The sequence below is a fragment of the Acetobacter orientalis genome (assembly GCF_000963965.1).
Classification (GTDB): domain Bacteria; phylum Pseudomonadota; class Alphaproteobacteria; order Acetobacterales; family Acetobacteraceae; genus Acetobacter; species Acetobacter orientalis.
Map to the genome: position 1 here is coordinate 24,849 of NZ_BAMX01000001.1, position 18,631 is coordinate 43,479.

Below are 18,631 nucleotides of genomic sequence, written 5' to 3' on the forward strand. Positions count from 1 at the left end.
ACTTGCGGGGCATGCCCAGCACGCATGGGCGCACCCTTTTGGGGGTGCCCTTAGCGGCGAATAAGAATGTATTTTACAGTAACATCAATATCAAAATGATCGCCCGACATGTCTGGCGGTACGGGTGGCAGTTGCGCACCATGGAACATGCCTGTGGTCGCGGCATCGAGATAATACGAGCCAGAGGAGTTGGTTTCGTACACTGAGCGCACGCGGCCTGTGCGGTCTAGCACCACATGCACAGAAGACGGCCCTTCTTCCCCATTGCGAATGGCTTCATCGGGGTAGAACAGATGGCGCTCAATCCAGGCGTTAATTTCTTGGCCGTAGTCATCGCTTACCCCTTTAATAGAGGTGCGCGAGGTATAGTGCGCGTTAATAGCCCCGTTTTCGACCACAGGGCCAATAGACAGGTCTATCGGGCCACCAGACCCACCGGGGCGGCCGTGGCGGTTACGGCGGGGGGCTGGGGCTTCGTTAAACGAAAGATCCATCGGGTTATCGAACGGAGAAGCCGCATGCCGCTGCTTTTTGAGCTGTGGTTTGCTGTTGGGTGAGGGTTTGGTTTTGCTTGGCCCCACCTTATGGCCAGACGGCGCATGGGCAGGTTTTACGGTTTTATTTTCCTGCGGGGTGGGTTTGGGCAAGCCGTCGCTCGATGCGGGTAGGGGCGGGGCAGCCGGTACATCATCTGCTGGGGCGGCGGGGCCGGGGGCTGCTTCATCTGGCGTGGGCTCAGACTGGCCTGCGGTGCTGGCTGTTTTGCCAGAGTTACCGCCCCCTACATCGGGTGATTGTTGGCCAACCATACCGCTGGTGGCGGGCTGTGGGGCAAAAACCATCTCAACCGATGGTTGTGTTCCCGTAGGGGCACCTTGCTGGTTATGGTGCGTGCTTTGCCACAGCAAAGCCGCCAGCAACAAAACATGAGCAAAGGCCGAACTGGTAAAAACCGGGCCTAGGGTTGGCTCGGCGTATTTTTCCCGCCGGATAAGCGGCGTAGGCGTGCCTTTTACGCGGGCATAGCCTTGCCCTTTGGGGCGGGGCACGGGGGTTAGGGCAGGTTTTAGGCTGTCGCGCACATGGGCAGGCAGGCTGCTATCAGGCTGCGTGGTTGGGTCGGGCTGCGCATGTGTATGGCCGGGTACGGCCAACTGCGGCTCTTGCCGGTTGCGCGTGTTTGAAGAGCGACTGAGCATAGCCTTCATGAAGTGCCCGTTCTCTCCTCTACCCCAGCAGGGCTATGGTGGGGCGTTTGCCTGTGTGTAGTGTGCCATTGCTAGCGCGTGCTTTCTAGCCCGAACTTGCGCAATGCAACAGGGAAAGCGCAATAAAACTTTCTTTCATAAAGCAACAGCCCGGCATGTGGTGCTTACATGGTCTTACTGAGGTAGGGCTAGGGGCCTTAAAGTAAGCGTGTTAGCCCGTAGTGCCCGCTTGGTGTGCGGTGCTGAATAGGGCCCTAAGTTTGTACGGGCTTGTAAGGGTATTCTCCCCCCACGGGCCAAACACAAGCTGGCCCGCGGGGGGATATTATGGGCGTTACTGCTCTGTGTTTGTTAAGGTTTTGCGCAGTTGGCGCACGCTTAGCTCTGTGACAGCGGGTGCGTTATTGCCCCATGCGTGGCGTATAAAGCTTGCGAGTATGGCTATTTGGTTATCTGTCAGGCGGGTGGCAAAGCCGGGCATGGTAAAGGCCGAGGGGGCTTGTTGTGTACCGTGCAGCGTGCTGCCTGAAAGAATAATATGCACAACCGATTCCGCACTGTCGGTTTGTACCACGGGGTTGCCTGCTAGGGGCGGAAAGACCGGCGCAAAGCCCGCTCCGCTGGCCCGGTGGCAGGCGGCGCAGTTATCTAGGTACAAACGTTGGCCTTGGGTGAGCCTGCCCCCACTTAAAAGTGCTTTGGTGGCGGCTTGGTCCGGTTTGTAGGGCGCTTGCTGCTGGGCGGCTGGCAGGGTTTTAAGGTAGCTGGCCATTGCGGCAAGGTCTGCCTCGGTCAGGTATTGGGTGCCGTGGTGTACGGCGGTGTCCATACCGCCAAAGGCGCTACCCCGTTGGGTGCGGCCCGTTTGCAAAAAAGCTGTAATTTCGGCAGCAGACCATGCGCCTAAGCCTGTTGTGGTCTCACCACGTAAAGAAGGCGGTAGCCAGCCATCAATCGCTTTGCCACCGGCTAGGTAGCGGGGGCCGTCTTGGGCGGTTAAGGCTTTTTCCTGCATGGCAAGGCCGCGCTCTGTATGGCAGGCCCCGCAATGGCCCGGGCCTTCTACCAAATATGCGCCCCGGGCTTGTTGGGGGGTGGCAAACGGCCGCTCTAATGTAGCCTTGCGGGCCGCTTGGGGTGTTGGGGCAAAAGCCCAGCGCCACACAGTAAGCGGAAAGCGCAGCGAGAGCGGCCACGCAATGGCATTGGCCTTGGCCGCTTGGGCCATAGGCTGCACACCGTGCATAAAATACACATATAAAGCGTGCAGGTCTGTGTCGGTCATGCGGGCGTAAGAGGGGTAGGGCATGGCCGGGTAAAGGGTTGCGCCATCTGGGCGCACGCCTTGCCGCACGGCGCGGGTAAACTGCGCCTCTGACCACGCACCAATACCATGGGTTTTGTCTGGCGTAATGTTAGAGGCATAGAGCGTGCCAATAGGCAGCGCAAAAGGCACATTGCCTGCGTAGGGTTGGGCTGCTGTGCTGGTGTGGCAGGCTGCGCAATCTGCTGCGGCGGCAAGGTAGCGGCCTTTTTCAACCCATTCAGCCTGTGTGGTTGGGTGCTCTGGTGGGGCAAAAATGGGCTGCGGGCCAACCAAGGGTAAAGGCACAATAGGGCTTTGCGCTACTTTTGGTTGTATTTGGGTGGGGCTTGGTTGCGTAGGCAAGCCGGGCGTTGGTGCTGTGGGGTGGCCCAATGGGTCTTCTGGCGTAAGGGTGCCATTTAGGGGGGTAGTTGGGTTTTGTAGCCCTTGTGCCCCGTGGGGGGCTGCCGCTGCATAAGGGGCGGGTAAGGCTGAGCTTATTAGGCCCAGTGTAATAAGGGCTACAAGCCGGTGCTTACGGCCTAGGGCAGCAGTATGTGGGCCGTGGTTTTGTGCTTGGCACGCCTTTGGGTTTGGGACGTGTGGCGCTGGGTGGGGTTGGGCGTTGGGGCGTGGCGTAAAGGGGGGCATGTGGTGCATCATGGTGTTACCAACGGGCCGCCATTGCCTTTAAGCCACTGCGTACGAATATGGTGGGCAGACCAATAGGCCAAAGCCGCTACAAGCCCCGTAGGGTTGTAGCCCATACCTTGCGGGAAAGCGTTGGCGCCAATTACAAACACATTGGGTACGTCCCAACTTTGCAGGTAGCGGTTGAGGGCAGAGGTTTTGGGGTTATCACCCATGACCGCGCCGCCGCACAGGTGGGTGGTTTGGTAGTCGCGCACGTCAAAGGGTTTACCGGCTTCGCGCATGCCGTAATGCACATCTCGTGCATCTAGGGCTTTTACAACGTTTTGTAACTGGCCAATAACATAGCGGTTCATGCGTATGTCGTTGTCTTTCCAGTCAAAGGTCATGCGTAGTAGGGGTTGGCCGTAGGCGTCTTTCCATGTGGGGTCTAGGTCTAGGTACACATCACGGTAGGCCATGTTGGAGCCTTGCGCGTTAATGGTAAAGCTGTGGCGGTAGCTGTCTATGGCCTGTTTTTTCCAGGCACTGCCCCAGCGTTGGCCTGTGGTTATGGCCCCTTTAGCCCCGGCTATGGGTTTAACACCGGCTTGGTTAACCCATAGGGGCGAGCCACCAATAAAGCCGTGGGGGCCGTGGTCAAAATTATCGCAGTTAAAGTCATCAATCGCGACACCACCGGCAGAGCCAATAAATTGGTCTGTGCTGCGGGTGGGGGGCATAAGTACGGTGCTGTTGGTTATGTTCTGGTAGGTAAAGTTACGCCCTACCGTGCCGGTATTGCTTTGTGGGTCATAGGGGGTGCCAATGCCAGAGAGCAGCATAAGATGCACATTATGGAACTGAAAAGCCGCCAGAATAACCAGCCCAGCAGGTTGGGTTATGTGGTTGCCCTGGGCATCTTGGTAGACAACGCCGGTGGCTTTTTTGCCGGTTGAATCGAGCAGCACTTTCAGTACATGCGCATGGGTGCGCAGGCTAAAATTTTCGTGCCTGCGGAGGGCGGGTAGAATATTAACATTGGGTGAGGCCTTGGCAGACATATAACACGCATAGTCTGAGCAATAGCCACAAAAGTTACACGGCCCCATTTGCGCCCCATACGGGTTTGTATAGGGCTGAGACGCATTGGCCGCAGGCATGGCATAGGGGTGGTAGCCCGCCTGTGTTGCCGCATTACGGAACAGATGGGCCGTATATACATCTCGCAAGGGAGGCAGCGGGAAGTCGTCTGAGCGGTCTGGGGCAAAGGGGTTGCCATTGCCAACAATTTTGCCGCCAACCGTATAGGCTTGGCCTGATGTACCAAACACTTTTTCGGCCCGGTCAAAAAAAGGTTCAAGCTCTGCGTAGGTTACGCCGTAATCTTGCAGGTTCATGCCTTCGGGAATGAAAGTGCGGCCATAACGCTCAATAACGTGGCTGCGCAGGCGTAGGTCTTGGGGCATGGCGCGAAAATGCACACCTGTCCAATGCAGGCCCGCACCCCCTACGCCTTCACCGGGTAAAAAGGCGGCTAGGCGGCGGTAGGGTAGGGCTTGCTCATCTATGCGGTTGCGTACGGTTACAGTGCTGGTAGCAAGGTTTTGAAACAGCTTGTAGCGCACTGCACCTTCTAGCTCATCAATAGAGTTAGGGTAGGCGCCATCGACAGCGGTAGAGCGGGGGCCGCCGCGCTCCAGCATAACCACATGCAGCCCGGCCTCGCACAGTTCTTTGGCCATAATGCTGCCAGCCCAGCCAGCGCCAACCACTACGGCATCTACGGGGGGGAGTGTTTTGTCTGCCATGGTTTAGCCTGTCTGGCCGGTGATAGACACCGGGCCGTAAGGGTAGGGGGTGGCGTAGCGGTCTACCCACTCCATATAATCGGCCCGCGCACCGGGAAAGTTCATCATTTTCCAGCCTGCAAGGTGGCGGTTGCCACCGTGTAGGGGGTCTGCAAAGGCGCCTTCTAGTGTGTCTGAGCGTAACTGTTCAAAAAACATGGCGGAGGGCAGGTTTTCAAACGTGGTGGCGTTTTGCTCCAGCGCGCTAAGTACGGCGTCTTGCACGGCGGGGGGTAGCGCTTCAAATGCGGCGTTATGCTGGGTTTGTACCCAGTGTTGTGTGCCCGCTATGCCAAGCCGGTAAATCTGTTGGGGGGTATAGGGCAACTGGTAGCCAAGGTTTGCCGGGCCACTTATGTGCGGGCCTTGCATGTACCATGTTTGGCCCTGCGCCCAAGGGGTGGCCATTTGCTGCTCTATAAACTGGGGCACGCCAAGGGCTATGGCTCCCGGCCCGCTCTCATCTTGCGGGAAAATACGCTCACACGCGGCCTGCAAAAAGGCGTGCTCGGCTGGGGTAAAAAAGGGTGCGGTGCTGGCCGGTGGTTGGGCGGTGTTGGTAGGCGTGGGCGCACTGGTTTGTGGTGGTGTTGCTAGGGCGGGCCGTGTACCAAAAGCCAACGCTGCGGCCCCCGTGCCCAAGCCCTGCACAACATGGCGGCGGCGTGCGGTGGGGCCTGCGCCGTGCGCAAGGGCCGGGTGCTGCCCCGCTAAAGGGGTGCCACAAGGGCCGGGTGTGGCGGCAGCGCAGGGCTGGCCAGAATTTGGGGGCGTGGGGGCTTTGGGCGGCAGGGTCTGGCTCCGTACGGTGGCAAGGGGCTGTTGCCATAGGGCGGGTAGCCCTGTGCGGCAGGGGCAAAAGGGTAGCGGGCTTACCCTTAGGTAAGCGAGTGCTGTTGTTTGCAAACAAGCATAGCCCACCAATGGGGGGCAAGGGCGGTAACCAGCGTGTGGCCCGTTTAGTGGGTCTGGTGGCCCGGTAGGCTGGGGGCAAAACCAAACAGGCCAACTGGCAGTTTACGGTTTACCCCCTAATAAGAAGCGCGCCTAAATTACCAGATTTTCACGCGTTGTTGAGGGGTAAGGTAGAGCGCTTGCCCCGGTTTAACGCCCCACGCAGCGTACCATGCATCAATATTATGCATAGGCAGGTTTACGCGCGCTTGCGGGGGGGAGTGGGGGTCTGTCACCACTAATTGCTTAATGGTGTCTTCACGCAGTTTTTCGCGCCAGACCTGTGCCCAGCCTAAAAAGACGCGCTGGTCTCCGCTCAGGCCGTCAATTACGGGGGCGGGTTTGCCATTGAGCGAGGCATGGTAGGCATCGAGCGCTAGGGTAAGGCCGCCAAGGTCTGCAATGTTTTCACCCATTGTCAGTTTGCCGTTTACATGCACGCCGGGCAGTACCTCAAAGGCATTATATTGTGCGCCAAGGCGGTCTGCTAGTTTTTGGAAACGCTCAGCATCAGCTTTTGTCCACCAGTCGCGCAGGCGGCCATGTTCGTCAAACTGGCGGCCTTCATCATCAAACGAGTGGGTCATTTCATGGCCAATAACGCCGCCAATGGCCCCGTAGTTAATGGCGGTATCGGCTTTGGCGTTAAAGAAAGGCGGCTGCAAAATAGCAGCAGGAAACACCACTTGGTCAAACACCGGGTTGTTGTAGGCGTTTACGGTTTGGGGGGTCATGTCCCATTCGTTACGGTCTACGGGTTTGCCAATATGGGCCAGCCAGTAGGCCCATTCAAACGCCATGCCGTTTTTAGCGTTGCCGTATACATCCCCCTTGGTCACACGCAGGGGGGTGTAATCGCGCCATGTGGTGGGTGAGCCAATAAGCACTTCAAAATTATCCAGCTTGCGCAAGGCGGCCTCACGCGTGGGTTTGCTCATCCAGCTATTATGCTGCAAGCGGGTACGAAACGCCGCTTTAAGGTCTTGGGTGAGCTGTTGCATGGCGGCGCGGTTTTCTGGCGGGAAGTAGCGCGCAACGTAAACCTTGCCCAAAGCCATGCCCATAGCGGCACTGGTGGCCTGTACGCCGCGTTTCCAGCGGGCAGGCAGGGCGGGCTGGCCGCTAAGGGCCTTGGTAAAATCAAACCGGGCCTGCACAAAGGCGCTTGGCAGGTAAGGTGTTGCGCCACTTACGGTATGGAACGCCTGCCACGCCTGCAACAATTTGCTGTCGGCCTTAGCGACAAGTGCGGCCTCGCGCGTAATGGCAGAGGGTTCACCTACAATAACAATGCGGCTTTCCAGCCCCTCTTCGGGTAGGCCTGCGGCTTTAAGCCATGTCACCCAGTCAAAACCCGGTGCGGCTTTGGCTAAAGCGCCTACGGTCATGGGGTTGTAGGTTTTTTGCGGGTCGCGCAGCTCTGCCCGTGGCCAATGGGCTTGGGCCAGTTGCGTTTCAAACGCTACAATGGCGGCAGCAGCCTGTGTAGGTTCTGGCCAGTTTATAAGGGTAAGGGCTTTGGTAATATAAGCCTGATACGCCGCTTTTTTGGACGCAAATTCGGGCTTTAGGTAATAGTCGCGGTCGGGCAGGCCGGTGCCGTCTTGGTCTATATTAATGGCGTAGCGGGTGGGGTCTTTTGCATCTGGGTTAATTGCTACAGAAAACGGCGTAATGGCAAACGACGCCTGCGCCGTACCCGCAAGGGCAGCAAAGGCTTTGGCATCTGTCATGGCGCGAATGGTGTCTAGGTCGGCTTTAAGGGGGGTAATGCCCTGTGCCTCAACAGCCTTTTCATCCATGAAGGACGCGTAAAACGTGCCGAGTTTTTCTTCAATAGTGCTGGGGTGTTCAACAGGGTGTGCTGAGAGCGCATTTAAAATACCCTGCACCCGCTGGCGGGAGAGTTCGGCCAGCGCATTAAACGGGCCGTAACTGGTCATATCTGCGGGAATGCTCAGATGTGCCAGATAGGTGCCGTTGGCATATTGGAAAAAATTGTTACCCGGCAGGGCGGCAGTATCGCGCCCGCTTAGGTCAAACCCCCAAGGGCCAAAACCTTCTGGGTTTTTGGGTGTTGGGGCTTGCGCAGCCGTAGCGTTAGGCGTGGCGGCAGGCGCGCTTTGTGGGGCTGTTTGGGTTACGGGCTGCGCGGCCGTTTGGGCCGGAGCGCTTGGGGCCTGTGTGCTGGTGGCCGGGGTGGCTGGTTGTGGGGTTTCTGCGGCCTGCGTGGCGGCCAGAGGTGCGCCTAAGCCCAAACCGGCAGAAAGCAGAAGGGCAAGTTTATAAGGTAAGCGCACACGCTGTGTAAAAGCCGCCATGAGGTCTCCTGTGTTAAGGTAAAAAGCCGGGCAGAGGCACACAGCACCCCCACGGCTTTGTTGGTTGTGTTACAGAATAACTACTCTAACCCTGTCTTGTTGTGTGTGCCTATAGGGGTAACAAATGCGAGACATGCTGCCTGTGCAGCCCCTAAAAGGCACGCGCCAAAGCGGGGCATGCTGTGCCAAGCGTGGGTGTGGTGTGCGTGTGTTGGCGTAAAAGGCAGGCTTACTCTTCTGCCACGCGCTTGCGGCGTTTGGTGGGGGCTTTATTGCTTTCTGAGCGGGCGCTGAGCAAAATGGCACTGCGGAGGTGGGTATACATTTCTGCACGGGCTACGCCGGGGTCGCGCCTGCGTATGGCGTCCAAAATACGTTGATGGCCGGCCAGCGTTTCTTTGATGGAGTAATAGCGGAGCGACACCAGATTACCCACCCGAGAAAACCAGATCTGGTCGTAGCTAATTTCAAGCTGGCGTTGCAGTAACTCGTTTCTGGAGCCTTGGGCAATAAGCACATGAAACTGGCTGTCTAGGCGCTCGAACTCGTAAAATTGCTGCTCTTCTGCTGCTTTGGCCTGCTGGTTTACGCAGTCTTGCATGGCCTCTATCAAGGCGGCATCTGCGCGTTCGCAACAAAGTGCTACAGACGCTGTTTCTATGGCTTCACGAAATTCGTAAATTTGGCGAATGCTGTCATGCGTGGGGGAAACCACAACGTAAAACCGGCCCTTGCGGCCAATAAGCTTGTCTTGGTGCAGGCGTTGCAGCGCCTCACGCACCGGGGTGCGGCTTACACCGTAGCGCCGGGCAATATCTTCTTCTTGCAACGGGGTGCCGCCTTCAACGCGGCTGTCTATCATATCTCGCCGTAGGGCTGCGTACAGTTCTTCTCCAGTAAAGGTGGAGGAGCGGTTTTCGGCGTGAGTGCTCATACGATCCGGCATGCTGGAGGGTGGGGTTACTATCATAACCCCAAACACTCACTGCCTGAAAAGGGGTGTTAGGCTTTTTCTCCGTTGCAGCCAAAGCGGGCAAGGGTAAAATGCTCTTTGCCCAAGGTATCTTTTGTGCCGGTAATGAGGTTAGCCATAAGCTGGCCAGAGGCCGGGCCAATACCAAACCCATGTGCAGAAAAACCCGTTGCTAAATATAGGCCGGGGTAGCGTGCAACATCAGACAGCACGGGTAGGGCGTCTGGCATAACATCAATAACACCTGCCCACATGCCTGCTATTTGGGCGTTGGCAAAAGCGGGCATATCTTCACGCACGCGGGCCATGGTGCGGGCCAGTGTTTTGCGGTCTGGCTCGGGGTCGCAGGTGCGGAAATTTTCAAACGGGTTGGCGGCATTGGGGCCAAATTGTTTTTCTTGCTGCCATTCTTTTAAAAATGTTGAATCTAGCCTCACACTCAAGAGTTTTTTCTGTTTCAGAAAATTCGGCAGAAACGATTTCATAAACCGTATGGAATCCGGCGTGACATGCGTAACTGAAGAGTTGCGCTGGGCAATATTGTAACCGCCATCTTGCCGCCTACGCATAGAAAAACGTGTTGAGGCAATAATGGGTTCTGGCCCACCTTCAAGAGGTTTTGTGCGCAAAACAGAGGCTGTCACCTTAAGCTGTGGCAAAGTAATACCAACAGTTTTGCACAACCACCGAGACCAGATACCAGCCGCCACTACCAGCGCAGAGCCGGTTATAAGCCCGTTTTCTGTTACAAAGCCATGCGCTTTGCCGCCTTGCAGGTCTATGCTTTTTACTGCGGTGTCGGGTATAAGAACCACACCGGCGGCTTGTGCTTTTTTGGCCAAAAACTGCATGGCAAGGTCTGGCTCGGCCCGGCCATCTCCGGGGCTGTAGAGTGCCCCGGCCCATGTGCCCTTGCTTTGCGGAAAAAGTGTGTGAATTTCTGACTTGCCAAGTTCACGCGCATCAAAACCAAGGGTGCGGGCATTTTTAAGCCAGGTTTCAAGCCCGGCCCATTCTTCTTTATCTTGCGCTAAAGAAAGCAGGCCGCAGCGTGTATACCCAAATTGCCCTTCTTGCGCCCATTGCTGCCACAAGGGGCGGCTGGCAACGGCTAGGGGCAGTTCTTCCATAGCTTGGTTGATTGTGCGCACCCAGCCCCAGTTACGGCTAGATTGCTCATACCCAAACGCGCCTTTGTCGAGCACGGCTACGCTAAGCCCTTGCTGGCGCAAAAACAGGGCTGTGCTGAGCCCTATTATGCCGCCACCGGCCAGAACAACATCATAATGCGAAGAAAGTGAGCCGGGCTGTGCCATGAGTGCAGAAAGCTCCAGATGTGTAAGGCGGCGGACAAAAGCCGCGGGAAGGGTGTTTCAGTATACTCAAGAGACCATAACGCGGTGTTTGGGGCTTGGGAAGATATTTTTGTATACTGAAACCATGCTCCGATAGCTTTAATGATTCTATGATTTTATAATCTAAAGAGAAAAACAGATATTATATGGTTATTTTCTGTAAATGAGACCTTGAAAAGTAGGCGGGATTCGGGGCGTTGAATGCGCTGTAGAAGTTGGTTGGAGCGTAGAGACTCTGCTATTTTGGCAAAAAGAGCGACCAGCGGAATGATACTATAAGCGCATTTTTAATTTTCTAGTTATATATTGTTTTAAAACAATAAATTTAGATTTCTGTATAAAAAACTGTGTCAAAAATAACGCACTTAAAGTTGCGTATACAAAACATTATTGACAGGCGGCCCCCAAGTTATACTAATCTCGGTATACCGAAATTGGGATGATGAAACGTTCGTGTGGTGGGGTTGTTATGTGGGGTGCACCCTGTGGCGCAGCATAACAAAAAATCGCGCGATCTCAGACCAGACACCGAAAAAGCCTTGGACTGTGACAGGAGACGAACGTGCGCCGCCTTTCTGCTAATTCTGTAACTCTTCTTTGTACTGCGGCTGTTGCAACAGGCAGTATAGCCCCCTCTTTTGCGGCCTCTGTTAAAGAGAGCAGCCGTAAAAAAGCTTTATCAAGCACGGCATTGCATGCCCCTGCGGCCCATAAAAAAAGCGGCCCCGTGCAGGCTGGCAAAGCAGAAGAAATTACAGTGAGCTCTGGTGTCACGCCTAACGGGGTCACTGGCCGGTCTGCCGGGGGTGGCATGATGCCCCGCCAGACAGAGGCTTTTTCAAAAAGTGGTGTAACGCGCGACTATATTGCCGCTCAAGCGCCCGCTACCAATGCGCTCACGCTGGTTAAAAATACCCCCGGTGTCATTGTGGCCTCAGCAGACCCTACGGGCGCGACAGACCGCATGAGTGTGTCTATTCGTGGTATGAACCAGAACGAACTGGGGTATGAACTAGAGGGCATGAACCCCTCTGACGTGCTATATTACTCCCCCCTTTCTTCTGGCTGGGCAGATACAGAAAACGTGGGCTCTGTTACCGTAACACCCGGCGCACCAGACCTTATGGCGCCAACATTTAGTGCAGTGGGCGGGTTAATTAGCGAAAAACTGCGCGACCCAAGCAGAAAATTTGGCGGCCTTATTGACCTGACCTATGGCGGCAACAACATGAAGCGCGAATTTATTCGCCTTGATAGTGGTGAAATTGGCCATACTGGTGTGAACAGTTTTGCGTCATTTTCAGACACGCAGGCCTCTAACTGGCGCGGGCCGGGTGGGCTGCACCGCTGGCATATAGACTTTAAGGCCAATAAAAAATGGGGGGATGGTAACAGCATTACCACCTTTATGTCTTACAACGATGTAAAAGAAAACCTGTATACCTACCCCACCATGGCACAGTGGAATGCCCAAGGCATAGGCTATAACTATTCTAAAGAATTTACTGGTAGTAACACCAACTATTATAAATTTCACCAATACGAATGGCGCCATGCGCGGGCCAGCGTACAAATGAAGTTTAAGCTGGCTGACGGGCTAAACCTGTCTGTTACACCTTATGTGTTTAACGTGAGTGGCACCGTGCAGGGTGGGTCTACGCTTAACCAAAACAAAGCCTATATGGGTAACGAACCAGCAGGCCCGCTCCAGTTTCCTGAAGGGTCTGCCAGCACGCAGGTTGCGCAGTCTAACGACACGTTTAGCGAGTCAACTTTTGGCATTAACTCCATACTGGACTGGAAAAGGGGCCATAACGACCTGCAATTTGGGTATTGGTATTCTTACATAAACTACGCTGAAAGCCCCACATACTCCTTGCCAGACGCCCAAGGTAACGCCAACCGTTGGGGGAACGACCCCGTGCTAACAGCCTCTGGCCAGCCCCTGCGCCAGTGGGATGCCCACGTGATACAGCAGACAAACACTATAAGCATTATGGACACATATTCTCTGCTGCATGACCGTTTAAAACTGTCTGCCGGGTTTAAAGAAGCCATGATAACCCGCACGGCCACCAACCTTATGCCCGGTGCAACCTATGCTACCGGCTTTAGTGATGCACAGCCGCTGCCGCGTGTTTCTATTAGCTACCAGCTTACCCCGCGTGACCAAATTTATATTAACGGCACAACAGCGTTTAGAGAGGCCGCGGCTATTACACCTTCGGTTGATATGTTCAGCTCTTCTACCGGGGCCATGACAACACAGCATGTTAAAGGCGGTATTAAGCCAGAATATTCTATTTCTGAAGAGTTGGGTTATAGGCATTACGGAAAATATTTTAACCTGTCTCTTGCTTTCTTTAACTACAATTTTACCAACCGCCAAATTACCAGCAGCTCTTTGGTAGAAGGCACAACCATTACCACATCGCTTAATGGTGGGGGGCAAACCACGCGCGGCATAAGTGGTGAAATTAGCCTGCCACGCTGGCACCACTTTACGCCCTATTTCTCTGGCCAGTACCTACACGCAACCATAGACAATAACTTGGCAGCAGGCGGCACATATTTGCCAACCGCAGGCAAACGCGCTGTGCTTAGCCCCAAGTTTTCAGGCTCTATCGGGCTGTCGTATGATGATGGGCATGTTTTTGGAAACTTCTCCTTCAATTATATTGGGTCTGAATATTCGACCTTTATGAATGATGAGAAAATCCCCTCATACGAAACAGCCAATTTGGGTATTGGCTACCGCTTTAACGATGTGTTGTTTTTTAAACGCCCACAGTTGCAGCTTAACATGACCAATCTTGGCAATTCGCATTATCTCTCTGGTGCGTGGGGGTTAACAACCAATGCCCATAACACTATGGGGGTAGATGGGCATACCGTGGTAAAGGGCAGTGCACCTACCTACATTACAGGCGGTAATTTTACCGGGCTGGTTACACTCACAGCGGGGTTCTGAATGAGCAACAGCCAGCCAGCAACAGGTGTGGGTAATGCTGCCGCCACACCACCCAGCCACAAAAGTGTGTGGCTGGCCCTTGTAGCCACTACATTGGGGGGCGTGCTGGAATGGTATGACCTTATTTTATATGGGTTGTTTGCGGTTACGCTGTCGCACCTGTTTTTTCCGGTGTCTTCTGCCGCAGGGTCTTTGCTGTTAAGCCTTGGCAGCTTTGGGGTGGCCTTTGTGGCCCGCCCTGTGGGGGCCGCGTGGCTTGGCTCTTATGCAGACCGTAAGGGCCGCAGGCATGGGCTTGTGTTGTCTTCTGTGCTTATGACCATTGGTACAGGCATTTTGGCGGTTTTGCCTAGCTATAGCCATATTGGCTTGCTGGCCCCGTGTGCGGTTATTCTCTCGCGCTTGTTGCAGGGGTTTGCTGCGGGCGGAGAGTTTGGCGGTGCGGCGACCATGCTGGCAGAGCGTAGCCAAAAATGGCGTGGGGTATATTCCAGCTTGCAATGGTCGGCTGGCGGGGTGGCGGTTACGCTGGCATCTGGCATTGCGTGGTGCGTGCACCAAGCCTTTACAGATGCCCAAATTACCGCATGGGCGTGGCGCCTGCCTTTTGCGTTGGGCATGGTATTGGGGCCGCTTACCACATGGCTCCGTTTGTTAAGTGATGAATCGCCCGAGTTTATTGGCCAGCAAACAAACCATCATCCTTTAAAAGAAATTATTCAAAAAGAACCCTACCGTTTGCTACTGGCAATGGGGCTGGTGAGTGCTGGGGCCAGCGGCAGCTACCTTAATATTTATATGCCTACACTCGCCCGGACAGAACTGCACGTAGGGCAGGCGGCCTCTTTTATGGGCACGTTGGTGTCTGGTGCCTTAACCATTATATTGCCGCCCCTGTTTGCTGTGTTGGGTGATAAAATAAACCGCCGCCGTATGATGGCCGTTATGGCTGTGCTGGGTGGTGTTATGGCATGGCCACTTTTTAAATTTTTGGTCGCGTACCCTTCTGGCGCGCACCTTGTTTTGGTGCAGGCTTTTTTGGTGACCACTTTATATTGCGGCTATTATGCGTCTGTGCCCGCTTTGTTTGCAGAGCTGTTTTTGCCCCGCAACCGCACAACAGCCATAGCGCTTAGCTATGCTTTGGGGCAGCTTTTGTTTGGTGGCTTTACACCTATGGTGCTGTCGTGGCTTATTTCACGCTTTCATGACAAAACCATACCGGGGCTTTACCTGTTATTTGCGGTTATGCTCAGTTTGGTGTGTCTTGCTCTTTCGCAAAAGGTGGTTGCGCGGGCTAGTGTTTCTTCTAAACAAGGGGTGTAGGCATGGTGTGTCTTGCAGTAAAAGCTGGTGGGCCGGGTACGTTTCCGGAATGGAAGGCGCTTTTTGCAGACCTTATGCCAGAGCTTGAGGTAAAAGACTGGTACGACCCCGCCTTAAACCCGGCCCAGATTGACTATGTGCTGGTGTGGCAACCAGAGCCGGGGCGGTTAGCGCAAATGGGCAATTTAAAAGCCATATTAAGTGCCGCGGCTGGGGTAGACCATATTTTGGCAGACCCAGAGCTGCCTAAGGCATTACCCATTATTCGTATGGGTGGCGATGAAACTGCAACCCAAATGGCAGACTATGTGCGTTGGGCCGTGTTTGCTCTACTGCGTGAAGCCCCGCTGTGGTACGGAGCACAACAGGCCAAACAATGGGCGCGTAAAAATGCCCCCCCTACACGCCTGTCTAGCGCTACACGGGTGGGTATTATGGGGCTGGGCAACCTTGGCAGCTTTGTAGCAAGCAAACTGGTAGCGGCAGATTTTACCGTGTTTGGCTGGGCCCGGCACCAAAAGCAGTGCGCAGGTGTAACCTGCTACGCTGGCCCAGAAGGGCTTGTGCCGTTTTTGCAGCAGTGTGACACGCTCGTGTGCCTGTTGCCTGAAACGCCCGAAACCAAAGGCCTTATAACCTACAGCCTGTTACAACACCTGCGTAAACCGGCTGGCTTTATTAATGTGGGGCGCGGCCCCGTAGTGGTAGAGGCAGACCTTGTGCGGGCTTTACAAGATGGCACCCTGCATGGTGCTGTGCTGGACGTGTTCGATACCGAGCCCTTGCCTGAAACATCGCCCCTATGGGCGGTGCCGGGTGTGCTTATAACCCCGCATGTGGCGTCTGAGGCCTCACGCCCCGCGCGGGCACGGTATGTGGTGTCTGTTATTAAAGCCCTGGAAGCAGGTGAAAGCGTGCCTTTAACCTATAACCCGGCACAAGGGTATTAAGGGCGCGCCTTAAAACGTTATTGGGGTAGGGCACTCGGTACTTTTGTTCAACGCCTAAGCCTGTTAGGTGTAAAGACAGTTTTAAAGCTGTGTTTATGCTAGGGCGCGCTATGGTTGTGGTTGATCTCCCACTTTTGTTGTCTTTTATGCTGGCAGCAATTTTGCTGACCATAACCCCCGGTATTGATACCGTTATGATGTTGCGTGCCACCACCGTGGGGGGTGTTGGTGGCGGCATACGGGCCGGTGTGGGTATTATGCTGGGGCTGTTGCTGTGGGGGGCAATGGTGTCTGTTGGGTTAGGGGCATTATTGCAAACCTCTGCCATAGCGTATGATTGCGTAAAATGGGCGGGGGCTGGGTATTTATGTGCCCTTGGCATAAAGCAGCTTATGAGCCCACGCCAAAGCCTTAGCGGTGCCACCACGGGTGCAGACGGAGCCGCACAAGACCTGCCACCGGGCGGGTTTTTACGGAAAGGGTTTTTAACCAACATTCTCAACCCAAAGGTTGGGGTGTTTTATATTACATTCTTGCCGCAGTTTATTCCGCACGGGGCGGCGGTAGGGCCGTACTCCTTCTTTCTAACGCTTGTGCATTGCGCCCTTACGGCTGTGTGGTTTGTGGTGCTGGTTATGGCAACCCTGCCTTTGGGCCGCTTTTTAAAAACCCCCCGTGTTGTGCGCTTAATGGACAGGGTAACCGGGGGCGTTTTTATTGCCTTTGGGGCCAAGCTTGCGGTATCTTCTTCTACCCGTTGAGCATTTTTTGCACAGAAGGTGCCCGGTGTGCCGCCCTTGAAAAACAGGGCATTTGCCGCCATTGTTCGTGCTGATGGTGTTCCGCAAGGAATGAAAAGGGAAGAACGGTGCCGCACGCCTTGGCTGTGCTAGTCCGTCGCTGCCCCCGCAACTGTAAGTGTGTTTACGCGTAACCCGGTGTCAGGCCCCTACCGCCAGCCACACCCACTGGCCTTAAAGGGGTTAGGGAAGGGGGCGTTACGGTGCTGGTGTTATGCGCCTTTGGCGCGTAGGCCAGCAGCCACAAGCCAGGAGACCTGCCATCAGGCACGGCTTGCCCGTTTGGGTAAGGGGTGCCGTTTGGTTTTAAGGCGTCGGTTCTGGCGGGGTGCCCGGTCACGACATAATGCGGGGTAATACGCCGTGTTTTTCTGCTCTTTACGTGGTAAAGAATGGGCCTGTTTTTTGCACCCCGGTTAGAAGGTTGGGCTTTCTGTAAGGGAGTTCTGCCGTATCAGGAAGCAGAATGTCAGCACTTACGCCGCCCTCTACCCTAGCGCCCCCAACAGAGCACCCCCGCCCGGTTTTGCATGTGTGCACAACCTGCCGCCGGGGTGGCCCGGCTATGGAAAACCCGCCCGGTGCCCAGCTTTATGCCCAGCTTCTGGCCTTACGGGCGCAAGAACAAACCCACCCAGATGCCCCGCCCGAACAGGCCCTTATTGGGGTTGATATTCAGCCAGTGGAGTGTCTGGCTGCGTGCAACCAAGGCTGCACAGCCGCCATTGCCATGCCCGGCCGCTGGACATGGCTTTTAGGCCACCTCGGCCCAGAAAAAGCCCAAGACCTGCTCACCTATGCCCGGCTTTATGCGGGCAGTAAAAAAGGCACGGTTATGCCATCTCGCCGCCCGGCTTCCCTTTCTAATATGGTGCTGGGGCGTGTGCCTGCAGTGCTTTACCCAGTCCCCATTAGCCAAGAACAGGACGAAAAACCATGAGTGCTGCTGCTCTTACCCGTGTGCCCGTAACCATTATCACCGGTTTTTTAGGGGCTGGTAAAACCACGCTTTTGCGCCATATTTTGCACAAGGCGCAGGGGCACCGTATTGCGGTGGTAGTGAATGAATTTGGGTCTTTAGGCATAGATGGCGAAATTTTGCGCGGTTGTGGCATAGAAGGCTGCCGCGATGACGATATTGTAGAACTGACCAACGGCTGCCTGTGCTGCACTGTGGCCGATGACTTTTTACCCACCATGGAAGCCCTGCTAGACCGCGCAGACCCGCCCGAACATGTGGTGATTGAAACCTCTGGCCTTGCCCTGCCCAAACCCCTGCTTAAAGCCTTTGGCTGGCCCACCGTGCGTAACCGCATGACGGTAGATGGCGTTATAACCGTGGTCGATGCCCCGGCCATAGCCACCGGCCGCTTTGCAGATGACCCCGAGGCCGTGGCCCAGCAACGCGCGGCAGACCCATCGCTCGACCACGACAACCCTTTGGCTGAAGTGTTTGAAGACCAGCTTAACGCCGCAGACCTGATTGTGCTGAACAAAACAGACCTGCTTAGCCCCCAAGAACTGGAACGCGTAGAGGCCGAAGTGCGCCGCCTTGCCCCCCGCCCTGTGCGCCTTATTTGCGCAACAGAAGGCAAGGTAGACCCTGCTGTGCTGCTGGGTATTGGGGCAGAGGCCGAGGCAGACCTTGCCGCCCGCCCGTCTCACCACGATGCGGAAGACGGTGAGCACGAGCATGATGATTTTGAAAGCTTTGTTGCTACCGTGCCCGAACAAACCAGCGTAGAAGGCTTTTTAACCCTGCTGCAAGATGTTGCCGCCAAATACGATGTGCTGCGCATGAAAGGCTTTGCAAGCGTTGCAGGTAAACCCATGCGTTTGGCGGTGCAGGGCGTTGGCACCCGCTTTAGGCATGAGTTTGACCGCCCCCTAACCGCAGGTGCAGAGTGCACAGGCCGTATTGTGGTTATTGGTGAAAAAGGCTTGGCAGAAAGTGCTATCCGGGCAGCCCTAAGCACCGCAGGGTAGT

13 protein-coding genes and 1 riboswitch are annotated in these 18,631 nt (G+C 55.3%); of the genes, 6 read left to right on the plus strand and 7 right to left on the minus strand.

Annotated elements, in window-relative coordinates; genetic code table 11:
• Positions 1-50 precede the first annotated feature (50 nt).
• The 7 genes from Abor_RS00105 to Abor_RS00135 all read right to left on the minus strand — a co-directional run bounded on the left by Abor_RS00105 (position 51) and on the right by Abor_RS00135 (position 10,558).
• Complete coding sequence (locus Abor_RS00105) at positions 51-1,208, minus strand: energy transducer TonB (RefSeq protein ID WP_048839804.1); 1,158 nt, start codon at positions 1,206-1,208, stop codon at positions 51-53.
• A gap of 334 nt (positions 1,209-1,542) precedes the next feature.
• Entirely contained in the window at positions 1,543-3,177 is a 1,635-nt protein-coding gene (locus Abor_RS00110) for a c-type cytochrome (RefSeq protein ID WP_232015012.1), read from the minus strand.
• The gene (locus Abor_RS00115; RefSeq protein ID WP_048839805.1) at positions 3,174-4,955 is read right to left on the minus strand and encodes a GMC family oxidoreductase; all 1,782 of its coding nucleotides are present in this window, start codon (positions 4,953-4,955) and stop codon (positions 3,174-3,176) included. The genes Abor_RS00110 and Abor_RS00115 overlap by 4 nt, the downstream gene beginning before the upstream one ends.
• A 3-nt stretch (positions 4,956-4,958) precedes the next feature.
• On the minus strand, positions 4,959-5,900 hold the full coding sequence (locus tag Abor_RS00120) for a gluconate 2-dehydrogenase subunit 3 family protein (protein ID WP_158319701.1): 942 nt from the start codon (positions 5,898-5,900) through the stop codon (positions 4,959-4,961).
• A 146-nt stretch (positions 5,901-6,046) separates the two neighbouring features.
• On the minus strand, positions 6,047-8,269 hold the full coding sequence (locus tag Abor_RS00125) for a M13 family metallopeptidase (RefSeq protein ID WP_048839806.1): 2,223 nt from the start codon (positions 8,267-8,269) through the stop codon (positions 6,047-6,049).
• Between the two features lie 229 nt (positions 8,270-8,498).
• Positions 8,499-9,203: a GntR family transcriptional regulator gene (locus Abor_RS00130; protein ID WP_232015013.1), complete on the minus strand. Its 705-nt coding sequence runs from the start codon at positions 9,201-9,203 to the stop codon at positions 8,499-8,501.
• Positions 9,204-9,271: 68 nt separating this feature from the next.
• Entirely contained in the window at positions 9,272-10,558 is a 1,287-nt protein-coding gene (locus Abor_RS00135; RefSeq protein WP_048839807.1) for an NAD(P)/FAD-dependent oxidoreductase, read from the minus strand.
• Between the two features lie 601 nt (positions 10,559-11,159).
• Between Abor_RS00135 and Abor_RS00140 the strand changes: the two genes are divergently transcribed.
• The 6 genes from Abor_RS00140 to cobW all read left to right on the plus strand — a co-directional run bounded on the left by Abor_RS00140 (position 11,160) and on the right by cobW (position 18,630).
• A complete protein-coding gene (locus Abor_RS00140; protein WP_052946321.1) occupies positions 11,160-13,568 on the plus strand; it encodes a TonB-dependent receptor in 2,409 nt (802 codons plus the stop codon).
• Complete coding sequence (locus Abor_RS00145) at positions 13,569-14,894, plus strand: MFS transporter (RefSeq protein ID WP_084594282.1); 1,326 nt, start codon at positions 13,569-13,571, stop codon at positions 14,892-14,894.
• A gap of 2 nt (positions 14,895-14,896) precedes the next feature.
• Complete coding sequence (locus Abor_RS00150; protein WP_052946322.1) at positions 14,897-15,844, plus strand: 2-hydroxyacid dehydrogenase; 948 nt, start codon at positions 14,897-14,899, stop codon at positions 15,842-15,844.
• 95 nt (positions 15,845-15,939) lie between these two features.
• Entirely contained in the window at positions 15,940-16,605 is a 666-nt protein-coding gene (locus Abor_RS00155; RefSeq protein ID WP_244877844.1) for a LysE family translocator, read from the plus strand.
• Positions 16,606-16,663: 58 nt separating this feature from the next.
• Positions 16,664-16,923, plus strand: a riboswitch (cobalamin riboswitch).
• A 187-nt stretch (positions 16,924-17,110) separates the two neighbouring features.
• The gene (locus Abor_RS00160) at positions 17,111-17,584 is read left to right on the plus strand and encodes a DUF1636 family protein (protein WP_048839809.1); all 474 of its coding nucleotides are present in this window, start codon (positions 17,111-17,113) and stop codon (positions 17,582-17,584) included.
• Positions 17,581-18,630 carry a cobalamin biosynthesis protein CobW gene (gene cobW, locus Abor_RS00165; RefSeq protein ID WP_048839810.1) on the plus strand — a complete coding sequence of 350 codons (1,050 nt, stop codon included), beginning with the start codon at positions 17,581-17,583 and terminating at the stop codon, positions 18,628-18,630. Before Abor_RS00160 ends, cobW begins: the two co-directional genes overlap by 4 nt.
• The last annotated feature ends 1 nt before the right edge of the window (position 18,631 follow it).